Below are 18,313 nucleotides of genomic sequence, written 5' to 3' on the forward strand. Positions count from 1 at the left end.
GGCGGCCGGCGAGTCCCGGCCCACCAGCTAAGACAGCGTGGACCCTCGCCCTGTGACGGGCGGGCGCCAGCTAACTGCGTGGGTGGCGAGTGGACGTGGTGTTGCCCAGAGCTGACATCGGCTCGCGGCCGACCGGCTGACTCGGCCGGGGCAGCAATGGTTTGCGGACATGGACGGGACGGGTCACCGGCTTGCCGGCAGCCACGTGGATCTCCTCCCCCGCATGGAAAACCGCGAGGCTCGCGTCCGGGCCGTCGTGGACGGTGTAGGTGACCTGCTCCTGGCGGATCTCCACCCGCAACCGGACGCCTTGCCAGCGGACGGTGAAGGCCAGCTTGTTCAGCCCGGTCGGAAGTACCGGCTCGAAGGAGAGCCCGGAATCGCGCGCCCGCAGGCCACCGAAGCCGGCGACGAGGGCGGTCCACGCACCGGCGAGCGACGCCATGTGCAGCCCGTCGCCGGTGTTGTGGTGCAGATCGAGCAAGTCGATCAGGGCAGCCTCGTACGCGTAGTCGTAGGCAAGGTCGAGATGGCCGACCTCGGCCGCCGTCACCGCTTGCACGCAGGCCGACAGCGACGAGTCCCGGACCGTGATCCGCTCGTAGTAGTCGACGTTGCGCGCCTTCTGCTCCGGCGTGAACTCCTCGCCACACCAGAACATCGCCAGCGTCAGGTCCGCCTGCTTGACGACCTGCTTGCGGTACAGCTCGAAGTACGGGGCGTGCAGCAACAGCGGGTACTTGTCCTTGTAGCCTTCGAAGTCCCACAGCGCATAGTCGGTGAAGCCCTCCGACTGCGGGTGCACGCCGAGCTCTTCGTCGTACGGGATGTAGACGGCGGCCGCGGCATCCCGCCAGGTGGCCTCTTCCTCGGTGTCCACGCCGAGCCGGCGGGCGTCGTCGGGGAACCGGGTGACGAAGGAGGCCGCGATCCGGAGGTTGCGCGCGGCCATCAGGTTGGTGAAGACGTTGTCGTCGGCAACGGCGCTGTACTCGTCGGGGCCGGTCACGCCGGGCAGGTGCCACTTGCCGTGCCGGTCGTGATGGCCGAGCGACATCCACAGCCGGGCGGTCTCGACGAGCAGCTCCAGGCCGCAGTCCTTGATGAAGGTGTCGTCACCGGTGGCGAGGTGATAGCTGTCCACCGCGGCGGCGATGTCTGCGTTGAGGTGGAAGGCGGCAGTACCGGCCGGCCAGTAGCTCGAGCACTCCTGGCCCCGGATCGTGCGCCACGGGAACGCGGCACCGCGCAGCCCGAGCACCTCGGCGCGCTCCTTCGCCATCTGGAGGGTGCTGTGCCGCCAGCGCAGGGCATCGCCGGCCGCGTCGGGCATGGTGAAGATCAGTACGGGCAGTACGAAGCCTTCGGTGTCCCAGAAGGTGTGCCCGTCGTAGCCGGCGCCGGTCAGGCCCTTCGACGGAATGGCCCGCCGCTCGGCCCGCGCGCCGGATTGCAGCACGTGGAACAAGGCGAACCGGACCGCCTGCTGCAGCTCAGGGTTGCCCTCGACCTCGACATCGGCCGCGTCCCAGAAGTCGTCCAGGAAAACCTTCTGCTGCGCGACCAGGCCGTCCCAGCCGGAGAACTTCGCGCCCACCAACGCCGCCGACACCTGGTCGGTGATCGCCGTCTCCGACCGCAGACTCGACCAGCCGTAGGCGAGGAACTTCACCACCCGGATGGACTCCCCCGGCTTCAACTCGGCCACCACCGTGGTCCGGCCCCAGTCGGCGCGGACGTCGACATCCACCTCGGCCCGGGCCGGGCACTCGACCGTGTGGGTCATGCCCGCGGCCATCAACTGGCCACTGGAACGGGTCCGGTGGACCAGGATCACCTCCTCGTCGTCGCTGTCCTGCGAGACCGCTTGCAGCGGGTTCTCCAGGACGGCCGAGACGCGGGGATCGTTGGACAGCTTGGGCTGGGTCTCGTTCGCGACCAACTCCGACTGGACGACGAAACGGACCGGCTGGTCGACCGCTTCCACGACGTACTCGATCGCCGCGACCGCACGCTGGGTCAGCGAGACCATTCGCCGCGAGGTCACCTTGATCCGCTTGCCGGCCGGTGAGCTCCAGTCGAGTTCGCGGGTGAGGATGCCGGTGCGGAAGTCGAGCCGGCGCTCGTGCGAGTGCAGTTCGCCGTACCGGACGTCCAGCGGCGAGTCGTCGACGAGCAGCCGGATCAGCTTGCCGTTGGTGACGTCGACCAGGGTCTGGCCGGACTCGGGGTAGCCGTAGCCGGCTTCGGCGTACGGGAGCGGTCGCTGCTCGTAGAAGGAGTTCAGGTAGGTGCCGGGGATCGCGTACGGCTCGCCCTCGTCGAGGTTGCCGCGCAGGCCGATGTGCCCGTTGGAGAGCGCGAACAGCGACTCCGCCTGAGCCAGCTTGTCCAGCGGCAGTTCGGTCTCGCGCAGTTGCCAGGGCTCGATCGGGTGTGGTCCGCGGTCGATCATCGGGTCTCTCCTGCATCGAGCAACTCGGCCAGATCCTTCACGACGACGTCGGCGCCGTCGTGCTTCAGCTGGTCGGCCTGCCCGACCCGATCCACCCCGACCACATAGCCGAACTTTCCGGCCCGGCCGGCCTGTACTCCGGCCAGTGCGTCCTCGAAGACGACGGCCTCGGACGGCTCGACCCCGCACCACTTCGCTCCGGCCAGGAAGGTGTCCGGCGCGGGCTTGCCCTTCAAGCCTGTCTCGCGGATGGTCACTCCATCGATCCGGTGCTCGACCAGCGGCGCGAGCCCGGTCACTTCGAGCACCTGCTGGGTGTTCGCGCTCGACGACACCACCACGCGGCGGAGGCCGGCCTGCTTGGCTGCCTCGAGATAGCGCCGGGAGCCTTCGAAGACCCGGACACCGTCGTCGTGGATGCGGCGCAGGACGGCGACGTTCTTCTGGTTGCCGAGCCCGTTGATCGTCTGCTTGCCCGGCGGATCGTCCGGGTCGCCCTCGGGCAGCGTGATGCCGCGCGAGGCCAGGAAGTCGCGGACGCCGTCGGCCCGCGGCTTGCCGTCCACGTGCGCGTCGTACTCATGATGGGCGTCGAAGGGGACGAACGGTATGCCCGCCTGCTCGGCGTGGGCACGGAGGAAGTCGTCGAACATCTCCTTCCACGCCGCCGCGTGCACCGCCGCGGTATCGGTCAGCACCCCATCGAGATCGAACAGGCAGACGGTGATCTGCCCCGGCAACCCCAACATCGCTCGCCTTCCGGTCGGTGACGTGGCTCGACTATCACGCTCATAGTCACCGTAGCCGGTGTCCGCCCGGCTCCCCTGTCAGGACGTGCAGAGGAACGGCGGCTGACCGCCGCCGGAATGGTAGTTGTACCGGGCACCGTTGGCCTCGAGTACTGTCCGGGTTCCGTTGACCACGGCCTGCGTGTAGAACCTTCCGGGCTTGGGGCAACCAAGGCTCCCGTCGGGCCAGGTCACCTCCGTGGAGCTGACCACGGTGACCTCGGACTCGTCGATGCCGAGCTGGACGGCCAGGTCGGCCTTCGCCAGGGCGACCAGGTCCGCCGTCATCGCTGCACCGCCGGTTTCGCGGGTGGCGGCGGCATCACGGGCGGTTTCACCGGTGGCTTCGTCGGTGTCACCGGTGGCTTGGTGGGCGGTTTCGGCGGCTTCGGCTTGTTCTTCGCTTCCTTGGCCTTCTTCGCCTCTTCGAACTTCTTGTCCAGCTCCGCCTGCGCCTTCTGCTGAGCGGGGGTGCCGTTGACCAACCGGTCGCTCGGGGCGGTGAAGCGCTGCAGCGGCATGCCCCGCAGCGCGTTCTGCATCGCCGTCTTCCACAGCGGTCCGGCGGTACCGGAACCGGTCGGGTCGGAGATGTCCTCGCCGTCGAGAGTGTGGCCGTACATCAGGTTCGTGTACGGGAGCGTCGCGTCGGCGACCACCGCGGCGCCGGCCAGGTTCGGCGCGTAGCCGGCGAACCAGACCGCCTTGTTCTCCTGGATCGTTCCGGTCTTGCCGGCCAGATCCCAGTTGCCGAAGTTCAGCTTGCCGCCGGTACCGCCCGGCTCCATCACCGCGCTCAGCACCCGGTTGACCCCGTCGGCCACACCCGGCTGCAGGGCCTGCCGGCAGGTGATACCCGGCGTCTTGATCGGCCGGCCCGCCTTGTTCACCACCGAGGTGACGATCAGCGGAGCGCAGAACTTGCCGCGGGCGGCGAAGGTCGCGTAGGCGCTCGAGAGCATCAGCGGTGTCGTGTAGCCGACGCCGAGGGTGAACGAGACCACCTGGTCCAGCGGGCCGAGGGTCTGCGCGTTGTACATCCCGAGCTTGGCCGCGATGGTCGCCGGCGCGCACAGTCCGGTGCGCTGGGACAACTGCAGGAAGTACGTGTTGGTCGACGCCCGGGCCGCCTCGATCATGCTCAGGTAGCCGCTCTTGGTCGAGTTCTGCGGCGTGTAGTCCGGGTCCTCGGTGGTGCCCGTGCAGGTGGTGAACTTCTTGCCGCTGAGGTCGATCTGCTTCGGCGAGTTGATCTTGTAGCTCATCGGCAGGCCCTTGGACAGCGCCGCCGCGATCGTGAAGGCCTTCATCGTCGAGCCGTTCTGGAACCCGCCGTAGCCACCGGCGTACGACTTCTCGACGTTGTAGTTGTACGCCGTCTGGTTCCGCCCGGCCCCGTACGGCCGGCTCTGCACCATCGCCTTCACCAGTCCGGTGCCGGGCTGGACGATGGTGATCGCCGCGATGGCCGAGTCGCTCTTCTTCGTGTGCTCGTTGATCGAGGCCTGCGCCGCGGCCTGGATCCTCGGGTCGATCGAGGTCCGGACGGTCAGTCCACCGGTCTTCAGGAAGTGATCGCGCTCGGCGCGGGTCTTGCCCAGGGCCGGGTTCTGCAGCAGCTTGGAGACGGCGTACTCGCAGAAGAACGGGTACGGCGAGTTGGCGCAGCCGTTCTTGACCTTGTGCATCTTGCTCAGGTCGATCGGCGTCTTGATCGCCGCGGCCGCCTGCTGGGCGGTGATCACGTTCAGCTCGGCCATCCGGCGCAGGACGACGTCACGCCGCTCCCGGGACCGCTTGAGGTTGTTGGTCGGGTCGTACCCGGTCGGGTTCTTCACCAGCCCGGCGAGCATCGCGGCCTGCGGGAGGTTGAGATCCTTGGCCGCCACGTGGAAGTAGTGCTGCGCGGCCGCCTGGATGCCGTAGGTGCCGTCGCCGAAGTTCACCAGGTTCAGGTACTTCTCCAGGATCTGGTCCTTGGAGTACTCCTCCTCGACCGCGATCGCGTAGCGCAGCTCGGCCAGCTTGCGCTCGTAGGTGACCGCGGTCGCCTGCTCGCGCTGCACCTGCGTCTTCGCCTTCTCGACCAGGGTCAGCTTCACGAACTGCTGGGTGATGCTCGACCCACCCTGCTGGACGCTGCCCTCGGACTGGTTGCGGACCAGCGCCCGCAAGGTGCCCTTGGCATCGAGCGCGCCGTGCTCGTAGAACCGGTCGTCCTCGATCGCGACGATCGCCTTCCGCATGATCGGGCTGACCTTGTCCAGCGTCACCGGCACCCGGTTCTGCTCGTACAGGGTCGCCACCAGGCTGCCGTCCGCGGCCAGGATCCGGCTTCGGGTGGCCAGCGGAGCGGTCGTCAGCTCCACCGGTAGGTCCTTCACTGAGCCGGCCACCGTGGCGGTGCTGCTGCCCGCGAACCCCGCGAACGGGATCACCAGCCCAGCCGACAGTGCACCCGCGAGAACACTCACACCGATCAGCTTGATCAAGGCCTGAGTACCACCGCGTACGCCTCCCCTGGCTGAACGCATGTACCCAAGGGTAGTCCACACCGGGTCACCAAGCAGCCACAGGCATGTTTCCGCTCGATGAGCACCCGAGCTGGGACGGGCTACGGGCGAGCCGGCAGGAGTCTCGGGGTGGGCGCCAGGACTGTCGAGGCGACTGGGTGCCAGGTGGCGGTGCCGTCGGGGTTGGTGAGGACGCGGCCGAAGGGCTGGTCGCCGAAGTGGCAGGCGAAGCCGAGGGTGCCGGGCTTGGTCAGTTCGGTGAGGAGTTTGGCGCGGGCGGCCAGGACAGCCTCGGCGTCGACGTCTGGGCGGGACGGCCAGCCCGGGTTGGTGATCTGCGCAGGGATGTGGAAGCCGTCACCGAACGCGATCACCCGGATGTCACCGGCCGTGATCACGTACGCCGTATGGCCCGGGCTGTGGCCGGGTGTCAGGAGCGCGTGGACGCCGGGGAAGATCTCCTCACCGTCCGTGATCTCGGTGTAGTCGGGGATTAGCGGTTCGATCACCGCGGAGCGGGCCGGTGCGCCAGGGATGAGTTCGCCGCGACCGTGGGGTGCCCATTCGGAGTCGGCGATCAGATACCGGGCCGTTGGGAAGTACTTGCTCGGTTCGTCGCCGGACGTGAACGCCCAGCCGGTGTGGTCGACGTGCAGGTGGGTGAAGGCGACGGCCTCGATCTCGTCCGGCGAGCGACCGACGCTCTTGAGTACCTCCGGCAGGCTGCCGCTGTTGCAGTAACCGATGATGCTCTCCCCGAGCGGGATCGGGCCTGCGTAGTCCCCGAGCCCGACGTCGAGCAGGATCGCCCGGCCGTCGCGTTCGACCAGCAACCCACCGGCCGACATCGCCACCAGCCCCTGCTCGTCGAGCGCCTCGGGATGCGCCGCCCAGTACGACTCCGGGATCTGCGGGAAGAACTCGTCGGGGATCAGCCCCATCGCACCGTCGACGACGAACGTCAGCCGGACCCCGTCCTGCTCCCACACCCGTACCGCCGATTGCTCCCCCAGCGTCCCAGGCATGTGTGTCCCCGCTCCTCGTAGCCGCTTTTCCGCCGAAGCTACCAGTGCTGTTGGATGCTCGAGTGCAGGCAAAAGACTCCCAGAACCCCGCCGTACTGGTCGCCCATCTCGGTTACGGGACCTCGGCAACCAAGGCCGTGGTAGCCGTCGTTCCCGACGGACCGCTGACGGCCGAACTCCACGGGCCGGAGGGGATCTCGGTACTCGATCCCGGCCCGGTCGAGCGGGTTCCGGGGTGGACCGGCGGGCCGTACTCCCGGATCCCGCTACCCGAGCTGCTTGCTGCAGGCACCTATTTCGTGCGGGTCGTCAGCGGCGAGCTCGAACTGCGGTCGGAGCCGTTCGTCGTTGCGCCGGAACGCCTGCAGAGACAGACGATGTCGGACGTACTGGCGTACTTCAAGGCGATGCGCTCCAGCGGTGAGATCGACCGCAAAGACCGGGCTGCCTGTCTGTGGGACGACTCGTCCGGGACGACCGTCGACGCCCGCGGCGGATGGCTCGACGCCAGCGGCGATACCAGCAAGTTCCTCTCGCATCTCACGTACACGTCGACGATGAGCCCGCAGCAGATCCCCCTGTGCGCCTGGGCGATGCTCGCCGCCCGCGACGAACTTGCCGCCCACACACCTTCTTTGATCCCCGTCCTGGGCGCCCGGCTGCGCGATGAGGCACTGTGGGGCGCAGACTTCCTCACCCGCTTCCGTTCCCCCGCCGGGTACTTCTACACCGGAATCTTCGACGCCCTCACCAAGCAACTGGAGGAGCGCGTCATCACCGCGCCCCTCCAAAACTCCGTCCGCACCACCCGCTACCAAGCCGCCTACCGCCACGGCGCCGGCCTAGCCATAGCCGCCCTGGCCCGAGCCTCCACCGTCGACGACGACGGCGACTTCCCCCGCTCCGACTACCTCGCAGCAGCCCAGGACGCCTTCACCCACCTGGAGACCCATAACCTCGACTACCTCTTCGACCACACCGAATCAATAGTCGACGACTACACAGCCCTCCTGGCCGCGACCGAGCTAGTAGCTGCAGACGGCTCAGCAGGTGAAGCAGCTCGCAGGCGGGCGACTTCCCTCATCAATCGGTACCAGCATGGGGGCTGGTTCCGTGCCGACGAGGCAGGACGGCCGTTCTTTCACGCTGCGGAGCCGGGGCTGCCGATCCTTGCTTTGCTGCGGTTCGCCGAGGTTCTGGCGGATGCGCCCGAGGCGCGGCCTGCCCGCGAGACTGCGGTTCGGGCGATGCTCGATGTGCTGGAGCGGACGGCAGGCGTGGCCAACCCGTTCGGGTATCCGCGGGCTCTGACGCAACCGCTGGGTGAGGAGCCGCGGGAGAGCTTCTTCTTTCCGCATGCCAATGAGACCGGGTACTGGTGGCAGGGTGAGAATGCGGCGATCGCCTCGTTGTCGGCGGCGGCCAGTGCGTGTGCGCGGCTCCACGAGGTTGACGGCGAGGTGCGTGCTCGGTCGAGGGTCTTCGCCGATGACCAGCTTGCGTGGATCACCGGGCGTAATCCGTTCGACAGTTCGATGCTGCAAGGGCGCGGGCGGAACAACGCGGACTACTCGTCGGACTTCCCCAACCTGCCGGGTGGGATCGTCAACGGGGTTACCTCGGGCTGGAGCGACGAGGACGACGTCGCGTTCCTGCCCGAGGACGCCCCTGAAGGTGACTCGTGGCGATGGGCCGAGCAGTGGATCCCGCACACAGGCTGGTTCCTGCTCGCCGTCGCGAGTCAGGCGGTGAGCTGACCGTTCGGCTGGCCTTGCAGGCGGAAACGAGCCGCCGCAGACAGCTTCTGGGCAAAGTCGTTCGGCAGCGACAGCCGGAACACCTTCGACCACGCCGACGCGACCTGCTTCGGCAGCGGGCCGGTCGTGTACGCGAGACCGTAGTCGCGGAACAACTGCTGCACCTTCGGTGCGATCTCCTGATACCGGTTGCTCGGCAGATCCGGGAACAGGTGGTGCTCGATCTGGTACGACAGGTTGCCGGTCATGATGTGCATCGCCCGCCCGCCGGAGATGTTCGCCGAGCCGAGCATCTGACGCAGGTACCACTCGCCCCGCGTCTCGCCGTCGATCGACTTCTTCTCGAACGTCTGCACGCCCTCGGGGAAGTGACCGCACATGATCACCGAGTGCGCCCAGATGTTGCGGACCACGTTGGCGGTGAAGTTGGCGGCCAGCGTGTGCAGAGCCGACGGACCGGACAGCAGCGGGTGGACGACGTAGTCCTTCGTCATCTGCCCGCGGATCTTCTTGAAGACCTGCTTGTAACGAGCCTTGAAGTCAGGGTTCTGGCGGCGATTCTTGGTGGCCAGGTTCTTACCGAGCTCCAGGTCGTACGCCGCGATGCCGTACTCGAAGAACATCGCGTTGACGAAGTTCCACAGCGGCTGCGCGAGGTACGCCGGGTACCACTTCTGGTCCTCGTCGACGCGCATGATGCCGTAGCCGAGGTCGTTGTCCTTGCCGACGACGTTCGTGTACGTGTGGTGCAGCTCGTTGTGCGAGTGCTTCCACTGCTCCGACGGCGACGCGTGGTCCCACTCCCACTTGGTCGAGTGGATCTTCGGGTCACGCATCCAGTCCCACTGGCCGTGCATGATGTTGTGGCCGATCTCCATGTTCTCCAGGATCTTGGCCACCGACAGGCCCGCCGTACCGATCAGCCAGGCCGGCGGGAACAGCGACGCCAGCAGGACCGCCCGGCTGCCCAGCTCCAGCTTGCGCTGCACGCTGATCACCTTGCGGATGTAGGCCGCGTCAGACGCGCCGCGCGCCTCGATCACCTCGGCCCGGATCGCGTCGAGCCGCCGGCCGATCTCCTCGATGTCGTCCGCCGTGAGGTGAGCGATCGGGTTGTCGGCCTTCTTCTGCAGAACAGTCATATGGTCGTCTTCCTCAACAGTCGATGTCGCACGCGCCGGCCGCGGCCGAGATGCAGGTCTGGATGAGTACCCCGTCGCCGGGTGCGGCAGTCGTCACGTCGCCGGAGCGGAGGTCGCGCACCGAACCGGAGCGCAGGGGCAGTACGCAGGAGAAACAGATCCCCATCCGGCAGCCGGACGGCATCAGTACGCCGTTCTGCTCGCCCGCGTCGAGGATCGGGGTGGTGCCGTCGAGCTCGATCGTGGTGCCCGTCCCGGTGAAGTGGACGGTCCCACCCTCGCCGGGCTCGGCGAGCGCAGTACGGAACCGCTCGGTGTGCAGGCCGCCCAGCTCCAGCGAAGCCCACTGCTCTTCGAGCGCATCGAGCAGACCGGCAGGCCCACAAGCCCAGGTCTCCCGCTCCGCCAGATCCGGTACTACGTCCGCGAGCGCCGCAACGTCGAGCCGGCCGTGGGTGTCGGTGTGCTGCTCGACCAACCGCAGGTGGCCGTCGCTGGCCCAGGCTCGCAGCTCGTCGCCGAAGATCACGTCCTCGGGGCAGGACTCGGAGTGCACCAGGACGACATCGTCGAGCCGGTCGAGGCCCGAGCGGAGCATGCCAATGACGGGCGTGATGCCGCTGCCGCCGGTGACGAAGAGAACCTTGCGAGGTGCTCGCTCCGGGAGTACGAAGTCGCCGACGGCCTGGTCGAGGTGGACCAGCTGGCCGGGACGCAGCTCCTGCGCGAGGTGGGCGCTGACGAGCCCGTCCGGGACCGCCTTCGCCGTGATGGTGAGCAGGTCGCTCCCCGGCGCGGAGGTCAGCGAGTAGGAGCGCCACAGCCGGATACCGTCGACCTCGAGGCCGATGCGGACGTACTGGCCCGGCTGGTGGCCGCGCCAGGCGGCGCCTGGGCGCAGTACTACCGTGACCGCGTCGGCGGTCTCGGGGCGGACCTCGATGACGCGGGCGCGCAGGTCGGCGCCGGCCCGCAGCGGGCGGAACATGTCGAGATACTCGGCAGGATCTAGCGGATGGGTTGCAGCCGCGGCGACCTTCCAGAGCCGGTCACGCAGCCTTCCCCGGAGGGTGGCCGGGGCCTCGGCGTCGGACGCAAACGTGGTCATGCGCTCCAGCATCCTCGACACGAGGTGTAGTTTCATGACCAGTAGCGGTGAATCTGTTCTTCGATCTTGTTCGGAGGGAACAAAGAATGGTCGATCTCGCTTCTGCTCGGCAGCCGGATCCGGCTCAGCAGCCGCCGGAGCACGCCAGCCGGACGGCCCGCGGCGCCGCGGAGCTCGAGCTCGGCGAGCCGGCGGTCGAGCTGCTGCGCTCGCGTCTGCCGGACATCGCCGGGCTGACCGTGACCGCGATCATCGTCGAGGTCCCCGCCTACACCAACGCCTTGGCCGGCCCGATGGGCGCCAAGATCGAGGGCGCCGTTCAGCTCGCCCTCGGTGGGTTCCTGCGGCTGGCCAGCAGCGGCGACCCCGGTACGCCGCTCGCTCCCGCCCTCGAAGGCGCCTACATACTGGGCCGAGGCGAAGCCCGCAGCGGCCGCACGATGGACGCCCTTCTGGCCGCCTACCGGGTCGGCGCCCGAGTCTCCTGGCGCGAGCTCTCCCGCACAGCCGTCGAAGCCGGCCTCTCAGCCGACACCCTCGCCAAGTTCGCCGAACTCGTCTTCGCCTACATCGACGAACTCTCCGCCGCCAGCGTCTCCGGCCACACAGACGAGCTGGCCACCACCGGCCGAGTCCGCGAGCGTTACCTCCAGGAACTGGCTCTCGGTCTCCTGCACGGCGACTCTCCCGAGCAGCTGACCGCCCGAGCCGAGCGAGCCGACTGGGAACCACCCCGCACCCTGACGGCGGTGATCCTGCCCAGCGCCCACGTCCGAAGCATGCTCGGCGCCCTGGACCCTCGCACTCTGCGCCCCGAGGCGGACCTGCCCGAGCTCCAAGAAGAGGAAGACACCTCGGAGACAGCAGTACTCCTGGTTCCCGACTCCGAAGGCTCCACCCGGCTTTCTCTGCTCAGGAACCTCCGCGGCTACCAGGCCTACGTCGGCCCACCTCAACCGTGGATGACCGTTCGCACGTCGTATCTGCGCGCCCTTCGAGCGCGGGACCTGCTCACCGCAGAACCCGATGAACCCGTCGACACCGAGCGTCACCTGACAACCTTCGTCGTCACCGCCGACCCAGCAGCGCTCGAAGACCTCCGTCGCCAGATCCTCGCACCCTTCGCCGACCTACGCCCAGCCACCGCCGACCGCCTCACCGAGACCCTCCGCGAGTGGCTCCTCCACCTCGGCCGCCGCGACGAGGTCGCCGCGGCCCTGCACATCCACCCGCAAACAGTCCGCTACCGCATGGGCCAGATCCGAGACCTCTACGGCGCCCGCCTGGACGACCCTCAGGTCGTCCTGGCCCTCACGATCGCCTTGGCCACGCCGCCCCGCTCCGCCAACGAATGAGCGATTGGGTGGCGTACGACTCTGTGGATTCGGGGTTGCCACCACCGGGTCGGTGCCCTGTTCGCCCGACCCACTGGCAGGTTATTGGGCCGCTGACGTCCTGCATCACGCCAGCGACACCAAAACCTGCCAGCCGACCCCATTCCGGCCGGCCGTCGCCGCGCGACACCACCATCCAGACCAACACACCTGTCGCGCCACGACGAAACGGACCCGCCCGGACCGCCACCACACACCAACCCCCACAAACCACCCCGACACGCCGAGGCAAGCGCATTCCTCACAGCCTTTGATGTGCTGGCGATCCGCCCGTTGCCCCCAGCCACCACACCCGGCCGGCCCTCGGCGACCCTTCCCCAGCAACCGACCGACCTCGCGATCAGCGCCCCGCGCCTCGACCGGCTCTGCGATCGGCACCCCCGGCACTCGACCAGCTTTGCGATCGGCACCCCGGCACACGACCCGCCTTGCCGAAGTGCTCCGCTGGCTCAGACCCCTCCGCGGGATCCGCGTAGCTGCGTCCTTCCCTGGTCGAGAGGGTGTGGGTCAAGAGTCGAACTTGTTCGATCCCGAAGGGACGCGAAGCACTTGACGCACACCCTCTCGACCAGGACACTCCCGCGGCGGAGACCGCAAACCACACCACCCTTGCTAGCAGGACAGTCCCGCCTCCAGCGCGGCGATGAGTTGTGGGCGGAGCTCCTGCGGGGTGATTACTGCGTCTACCGAGCCGACGGCTACGGCTCGGTGGATGCTGTGGACTCGGTCGAATTCGGCGGCTACCTCGCCGAGCTTTTCGGCGCGGACCGTCGAGCGGACGTCGGCCAGCTCGTTGGTCAGTGCAGCACGCTCGGCGCCTTCCGACTCGGCGAGTCGAGCCGACACCGACGTGACTCGTGGGTCGGCCGAGGTGCGGTTGTTGACCTCGCCGGAGAAGACGACGGCGGCGGCCGGCGCCCCACCGATCACCGAGGCGAACGAGCCCTCGACCGCAAGCACCGTCATCCGCGGGTTCAGCGTCTTCGAGAAGACGACGAACGCGCCACCGTGATACCTGGAGACGACACAGAACACGATCGGTCCCTGGAAGTTGACGATCGCGCGACCGATCTCAGCGCCGTACTCCAGCTGCAGGTTGCGCATCGACTCAGGCGACCCGTCGAACCCGGACAGGTTCGCCAGCACCACCAACGGACGGTTGCCACTGGCAACGTTGATCGCCCGGGCCGCCTTCTTCGACGACCGTGGGAACAGCGTCCCGCCGTTGTAGGTGTCCGGCCCGTCGGTGGGCGGGAAGCCGCGCCGCGCCACCGACTTGGACTCGATCCCGAGCAGGCAGACCGAGATGCCACCGAGCCTGGTGTCCACCACGACCGCGGTCTCCGCATCGGCCATCCCGGCCCAGCGCTCCAGCATCGGGTGGTCCTGGTCGGCGACCGCCCGCATCACCGTGCGGATGTCGAACGCCTTCTTGCGATCCGGATTGGTGGCATCGGAGAAGATCTCGCCGACCGTGCTGAACCCACCGTCGACCGGATCGTGCGGGAACGCCGTGACATCGCGATCATGCGGGTCGGAGCTGACAGCGCGACGCGGCCCGCTCTCCCCCGGTACGACGTACGTGTGGTCGTAGTGCGCCATCAAGATGTCCCGCGCACTGGCCAGATCGGGCGCCCAGTACTGCGCTTGCCCGTTCGGCCCCATCACCCGGTCGTACCCGCCGATGCCGAAGTTGTCCTCGGCCGACACGCCACCGGCGAAGTCGAGCGTCTGCTTGCCGGTCAGCACCATCGCGCTGTCCGGCGTCATCACCAGGATGCCCTTGGTGTGCATCAGCATGGTCGCTTCGGCGTTCCAGTACGGCTGGGCGCCGACATTGATGCCCGCGACAACCACATTGATCTCGCCGCCGGCCTGGGTGAACTCGACGATCCGCTTCAGCGCCTTCGCGACCCAGTCCATGTTCTCGGTGCCGGAGTCCATCGAGATCCGGGCACCCGCCGACACGGCGAACCACTCGACCGGTACGCCGAGTTTCTCCGCCAGGTCGAGTGCTCCGATGATCCGCGCACACTCCGCCTCGGCGACGGCACCCAGCGCCTTGGTCGGGTCACCACTCAACACGACCCGGGTGACGCCTTCGGAGTGCCGGCGGGTCGGCGTACTGACCACGCCCACGATCAGGCCGGCCTTGTTGAGCCCGCGCGGCCGTTGCACCGGTACCAGCGCACCCGAGTCGTCGAGGTCGTGCTCGACGAAGGTGCCGCCCGCGCCGACGACCATGCCGGCGACCTCGTACGGATAGACCGTGTTGCGCCGACGCGCCCGCTGGACCTTCTGCGCGTAACCATCCAGCGGCTTCAGCGGCTCGGTCGCGGGCCGCTCGACAGCGGTCACGACACCCGCGCCCGGCTGGTAGTAGAACCGGCCGACGACCGGGAACGGCTGACCATTCGAACCGATCACACGACCGGTGACGACAACTTCTTCGATCCCTGCGCCCGACGTCAGCGGCGCGATGTTGCGCTGCAAGGCGGTCAGCTCGGCGACCTGGCCGTCGATGACCGGCCAGACCGTCACCCAGACGTGGTTCATCTCCAAGCGGGCTCCGGCCGCGCCGCGCGCAGTACGGGCCCGGCGGATGCCTTCGAGACAGTTCGCGATCGCGCGCTCGACGTGCGGCAGCGAGGTGACCTTGCCGTTCTCGTCCCGCACGACGGCGAACTGACGCACCTGGGCCAGCGCGACCAGCCGCTCGTCGGCTTCGTTGTCCCGGGCAACACAGTGGTAGAGCAGGACGTCCTCGGGCGCTTCGAGCCGGGTGATCCGGAAGTCGCGCAGCCGCCAGAGGTTGAGCCGGCGGCCGACCATCGGGTGCACGCCACGGACGTTGTCGTCCTCGACGATTCCCTCCGAGGACGGACGGTAGGTGAAGTACCAGACCTCGCGGCCACCACCCGGCGCGACCGCGATCGCGACCCGACGGACCTGCTGGGTGAACGGCAGGCCGGCGACGATCTCGCGCAGCCGGTCGGACGCCTCCTGCTGGTTCTCCGGGGTGGCGGGCCAGGACAGGTACAGGTCCGCGACAGCCTCGTGCCCGGCCGGGCGGACGGCGATCTCGGCGGTCAGGTCATGAACCAGGCCGCTCTCCAGGTCGGCCAGATCAGCGACCGTACCGACCGTGCTGACCAGGTGCGTCGGGCGTTCGTCCAGCGTGTAGTCGGCGGTCGTGAAGGCCCGGCCGTTGACGCTCGCGTTGCGCAGATCGTGCAGCTCGTGCTCGAGGTAGTGCCGGCGGACCAGCACCTCCAGCATCGGTTCGTTGCCGTTGGCACCGTTCGTCAGCCGCTTGGCGAGGAACATGACGATCTGCTCGGGGATCGTCGCCAGCGCCTCGATGCGCTCCGCGTAGTCGGACGCCGCCGGATCCAGAGCCAGCGCGGCCAGCTCATCGCCGACGACCGACAACACCTCGGCGCGCGCCTGGTCGACCAGCGGCTGGTCGAACCAGCGGAACCGCACGCTGCGGGCCAAGTCACCGATGACCGGGAACCGCAGCTGCGTTGCGAGGACCAGGTGGTCGAGGACCGCGTTCGCCTCGGTGTCCAGCGGCGACGCGGGCAGCGGCCCGGCGAGCCACTGCTGCAAGAGCGCTGTCACCAGCAGTACGTCGGGAGACGTGCGCTGTTGTGCCAGGAAGATCCGGAAGACCGCGTCGGTCAGTTCCTCACTGCGATCCAGGTCCTTGACGCCGTACCAGCAGAGCACCCGGGCAAGCCGATCGACGAACTCAGGCGGCAGCCCGGCCCGCTCGGTGTCGAGCGTCTGCAGGTACGTGTGGAAGTGCTCCTTCGGGCTGTGCACCCGGAGCTCGGTGTTCAGGTCCTCGCCGACCGGCCGGTTGCGGCTCAACTCGGCGAAGTCCGCGAACAAGCGCAGTACGCCGATCTCGTCGGCCACCGGTGCCTCGGCCAGCTCGGCGCGCGCCTCCAGGTACTCCGCGAGCGTCCGGCCCTCGTCGCGCGGGTCGATGTCGAACCCGAGCAGCATGCTGCGCAGATCGTCCAACCGCCGCGTCGCGCGCTCAGCCGCCGTCGGCCGCGTCTGCGGTTCGGGCAATTCGAGATCGGCGCCGGCCGCGTCCTCGACCTTTGCATCGGCGTCACCGACGAGCTCCAGGCGGACCAGCGGCGTACCGGTCTCGACCTGGCTGCCTGCCGACACCGGCAGCTCGCGGACTATCGCCTTGAACGGCGCATAGAGCACCGTCTCCATCTTCATGCTCTCCAGCACCAGCACCGGAGCGCCCGCCTCGACCTCCGCGCCGACCGCGACCGGAGTCGCCACCACGAGCGCCGGCGCGGGTGCGCGCATGACGCCACCCTCATCGCGGCTGACCCGGTGCGTGACCCCGTCGACCTCGACCAGATGCACCGGTCCATGCGTCGCCGTGATCAGCCGGAATCGACGGCCGGCCACCGTGATGCGCGCGTCGTACGCGTCCAGCCGCTCGATCTCGACATCGAGGTACTGCAGGTCACCGTTGGAGCCGATGCCCGCGCGATACCGATGCGGCCCGATCCGGGCCACAGACACCTGGTACGCCGCTCCGCGCAACTTCAGCGCGATCGCCCGACCGACCTCGTGCTGGACCTGCGGCCGACCGCCGCGCGCCGTCTCCAGCAACCGCTGCCGCTCGACCCGCTCGGCCTCCTCGTACGCCTCGATCGCGGCGACGATCAGCGCGACACCGGAGTGCCGGCTCGAAACCAGCCGGCCCTCACCACGGACCCGGTCGATCCAGCCGGTGTCGGCGCTGCCGTCGATCACCTCGGGCTGGTCGAGCAGGTCGAGCACGAAGCTCTTGTTGGTCGCGCCACCCTCGAGCACGACCGTGGTGTCGCCGACCGCGCGCCGCAACCGGCCGAGCGCCTCGTCGCGGGTCCGGCCGAAGGCGATGATCTTGGCGATCATCGAGTCGAAGTCGGCCGGGATCTCGTCGCCCTCGCTGACGCCGGTGTCGACCCGGATGCCCGGGCCGGACGGCAGCCGCAGCCGGGCGATCCGCCCGGGCGACGGCGCGAAGTCGCGATCCGGATCCTCGGCGTTCAGCCGCGCCTCGATGGCGTGCCCGTGCTCAGCCGGCTGCGGACCCTCCAACTTGTTGCCCGACGCAACATGAATCTGCGCCTTGACCAGGTCGACCTCGGTGGTCAGCTCGGTGATCGGGTGCTCGACCTGGAGCCGGGTGTTGACCTCCAGGAAGGCGAAAAGCTTGTCGGCGGGCTGGTACAGGAACTCGACCGTGCCCGCGCCTTTGTAGCCGACGGCAAGCGCCAGCCGCTCGGCCGACTGCTTGAGCTCGAGGTTCTGCTCCGGCGTCATCACCGGCGAAGCGGACTCCTCGATCACCTTCTGGTTGCGCCGTTGGACGGAGCAGTCCCGCACGCCCAGCGCCCAGGCAGTCCCCTGCCCATCGGCGATGACCTGTACTTCGACGTGCCGCGCGCCTGTGACCAGGCTCTCCAGGAACACGATGCCGCTGCCGAACGCGCGCAGGGCCTCGTCGCTGGTGCGCTGGTACGCCTCGCGCATCTCCTCGTCGTCACGGATCATCCGGATGCCCCGGCCACCACCACCGGCGGTCGCCTTGAGCATCACCGGGTAGCCGATCCCGTTCGCCGACGCGATCGCGGCGTCGAGCGACTCGACCGCACCCCGGCTCCACGGCGCGACCGGTACACCGACCTCCTCGGCGATCAGCTTGGAGCCGATCTTGTCACCGAGCTTGCGCATCGCCTCGGCGCTCGGCCCGATGAACGTCACACCGATCCGGTCGCACAGCTCCGCGAACGCCGGGTCCTCGGCGACGAAGCCCCAGCCGACCCAGGCGGCGTCGGCGCCGGTCTCGACCAGCGCGCGCTCGAGCTTGGCGTGGTCCAGGTACGGACGGTCGGCGGCCGGGCCGAGCGGATAGCTCAGATCGGCCTCGCGCACGAAGGTCGCGGTGCGCTCGGCGTCGGTGTACAACGCGACCGTCTCGATCAGGCTCCCGGTCTCGGCGTTGAGCTCACGGACCGCGTTGATCAGCCGCATGGCGGCTTCTCCCCGGTTGACGATGGCGATACGGCTGAACACCGGGCAGTACTCCTGTCGTCGGGAAACCT

10 protein-coding genes are annotated in these 18,313 nt (G+C 68.5%); 2 read left to right on the plus strand and 8 right to left on the minus strand.

Annotated elements, in window-relative coordinates; all coding sequences use genetic code 11:
• Nucleotides 1-70: 70 nt before the first annotated feature.
• The 5 genes from AB0M15_RS27345 to AB0M15_RS27365 all read right to left on the minus strand — a co-directional run bounded on the left by AB0M15_RS27345 (nt 71) and on the right by AB0M15_RS27365 (nt 6,781).
• Entirely contained in the window at nt 71-2,455 is a 2,385-nt protein-coding gene (locus AB0M15_RS27345; protein ID WP_363824302.1) for a glycoside hydrolase family 65 protein, read from the minus strand.
• A complete protein-coding gene (locus AB0M15_RS27350; protein ID WP_363824303.1) occupies nt 2,452-3,204 on the minus strand; it encodes a beta-phosphoglucomutase family hydrolase in 753 nt (250 codons plus the stop codon). Before AB0M15_RS27350 ends, AB0M15_RS27345 begins: the two co-directional genes overlap by 4 nt.
• A gap of 78 nt (nt 3,205-3,282) precedes the next feature.
• Nucleotides 3,283-3,531 (minus strand): hypothetical protein, encoded by a 249-nt coding sequence (locus AB0M15_RS27355; RefSeq protein ID WP_363824304.1) that lies wholly within the window; start codon nt 3,529-3,531, stop codon nt 3,283-3,285.
• Nucleotides 3,528-5,777 carry a transglycosylase domain-containing protein gene (locus tag AB0M15_RS27360; RefSeq protein ID WP_363824305.1) on the minus strand — a complete coding sequence of 750 codons (2,250 nt, stop codon included), beginning with the start codon at nt 5,775-5,777 and terminating at the stop codon, nt 3,528-3,530. Before AB0M15_RS27360 ends, AB0M15_RS27355 begins: the two co-directional genes overlap by 4 nt.
• A gap of 80 nt (nt 5,778-5,857) precedes the next feature.
• The gene (locus tag AB0M15_RS27365; protein WP_363824306.1) at nt 5,858-6,781 is read right to left on the minus strand and encodes an MBL fold metallo-hydrolase; all 924 of its coding nucleotides are present in this window, start codon (nt 6,779-6,781) and stop codon (nt 5,858-5,860) included.
• A 62-nt stretch (nt 6,782-6,843) separates the two neighbouring features.
• Here AB0M15_RS27365 and AB0M15_RS27370 point away from each other — a divergent pair, with 62 nt between their 5' ends.
• Entirely contained in the window at nt 6,844-8,538 is a 1,695-nt protein-coding gene (locus AB0M15_RS27370) for a glycoside hydrolase family 9 protein (RefSeq protein WP_363824307.1), read from the plus strand.
• Here the strand turns inward: AB0M15_RS27370 and AB0M15_RS27375 are convergent.
• Both AB0M15_RS27375 and AB0M15_RS27380 read right to left on the minus strand, forming a co-directional pair.
• Complete coding sequence (locus AB0M15_RS27375) at nt 8,523-9,680, minus strand: acyl-CoA desaturase (RefSeq protein ID WP_363824308.1); 1,158 nt, start codon at nt 9,678-9,680, stop codon at nt 8,523-8,525. The genes AB0M15_RS27370 and AB0M15_RS27375 overlap by 16 nt on opposite strands.
• A 13-nt stretch (nt 9,681-9,693) precedes the next feature.
• Complete coding sequence (locus tag AB0M15_RS27380) at nt 9,694-10,788, minus strand: ferredoxin reductase (RefSeq protein ID WP_363824309.1); 1,095 nt, start codon at nt 10,786-10,788, stop codon at nt 9,694-9,696.
• A gap of 86 nt (nt 10,789-10,874) precedes the next feature.
• On the opposite strand from AB0M15_RS27380, the gene AB0M15_RS27385 reads away from it, so the two are divergent.
• Nucleotides 10,875-12,143, plus strand: coding sequence for a helix-turn-helix domain-containing protein (locus tag AB0M15_RS27385; RefSeq protein WP_363824310.1), 1,269 nt, complete (start codon nt 10,875-10,877; stop codon nt 12,141-12,143).
• A 651-nt stretch (nt 12,144-12,794) separates the two neighbouring features.
• Here the strand turns inward: AB0M15_RS27385 and AB0M15_RS27390 are convergent.
• A complete protein-coding gene (locus AB0M15_RS27390; RefSeq protein ID WP_363824311.1) occupies nt 12,795-18,284 on the minus strand; it encodes a carboxyl transferase domain-containing protein in 5,490 nt (1,829 codons plus the stop codon).
• Nucleotides 18,285-18,313: the final 29 nt, after the last annotated feature.

This window comes from Kribbella sp. NPDC051718 (assembly GCF_040681515.1).
Classification (GTDB): Bacteria; Actinomycetota; Actinomycetes; order Propionibacteriales; family Kribbellaceae; genus Kribbella.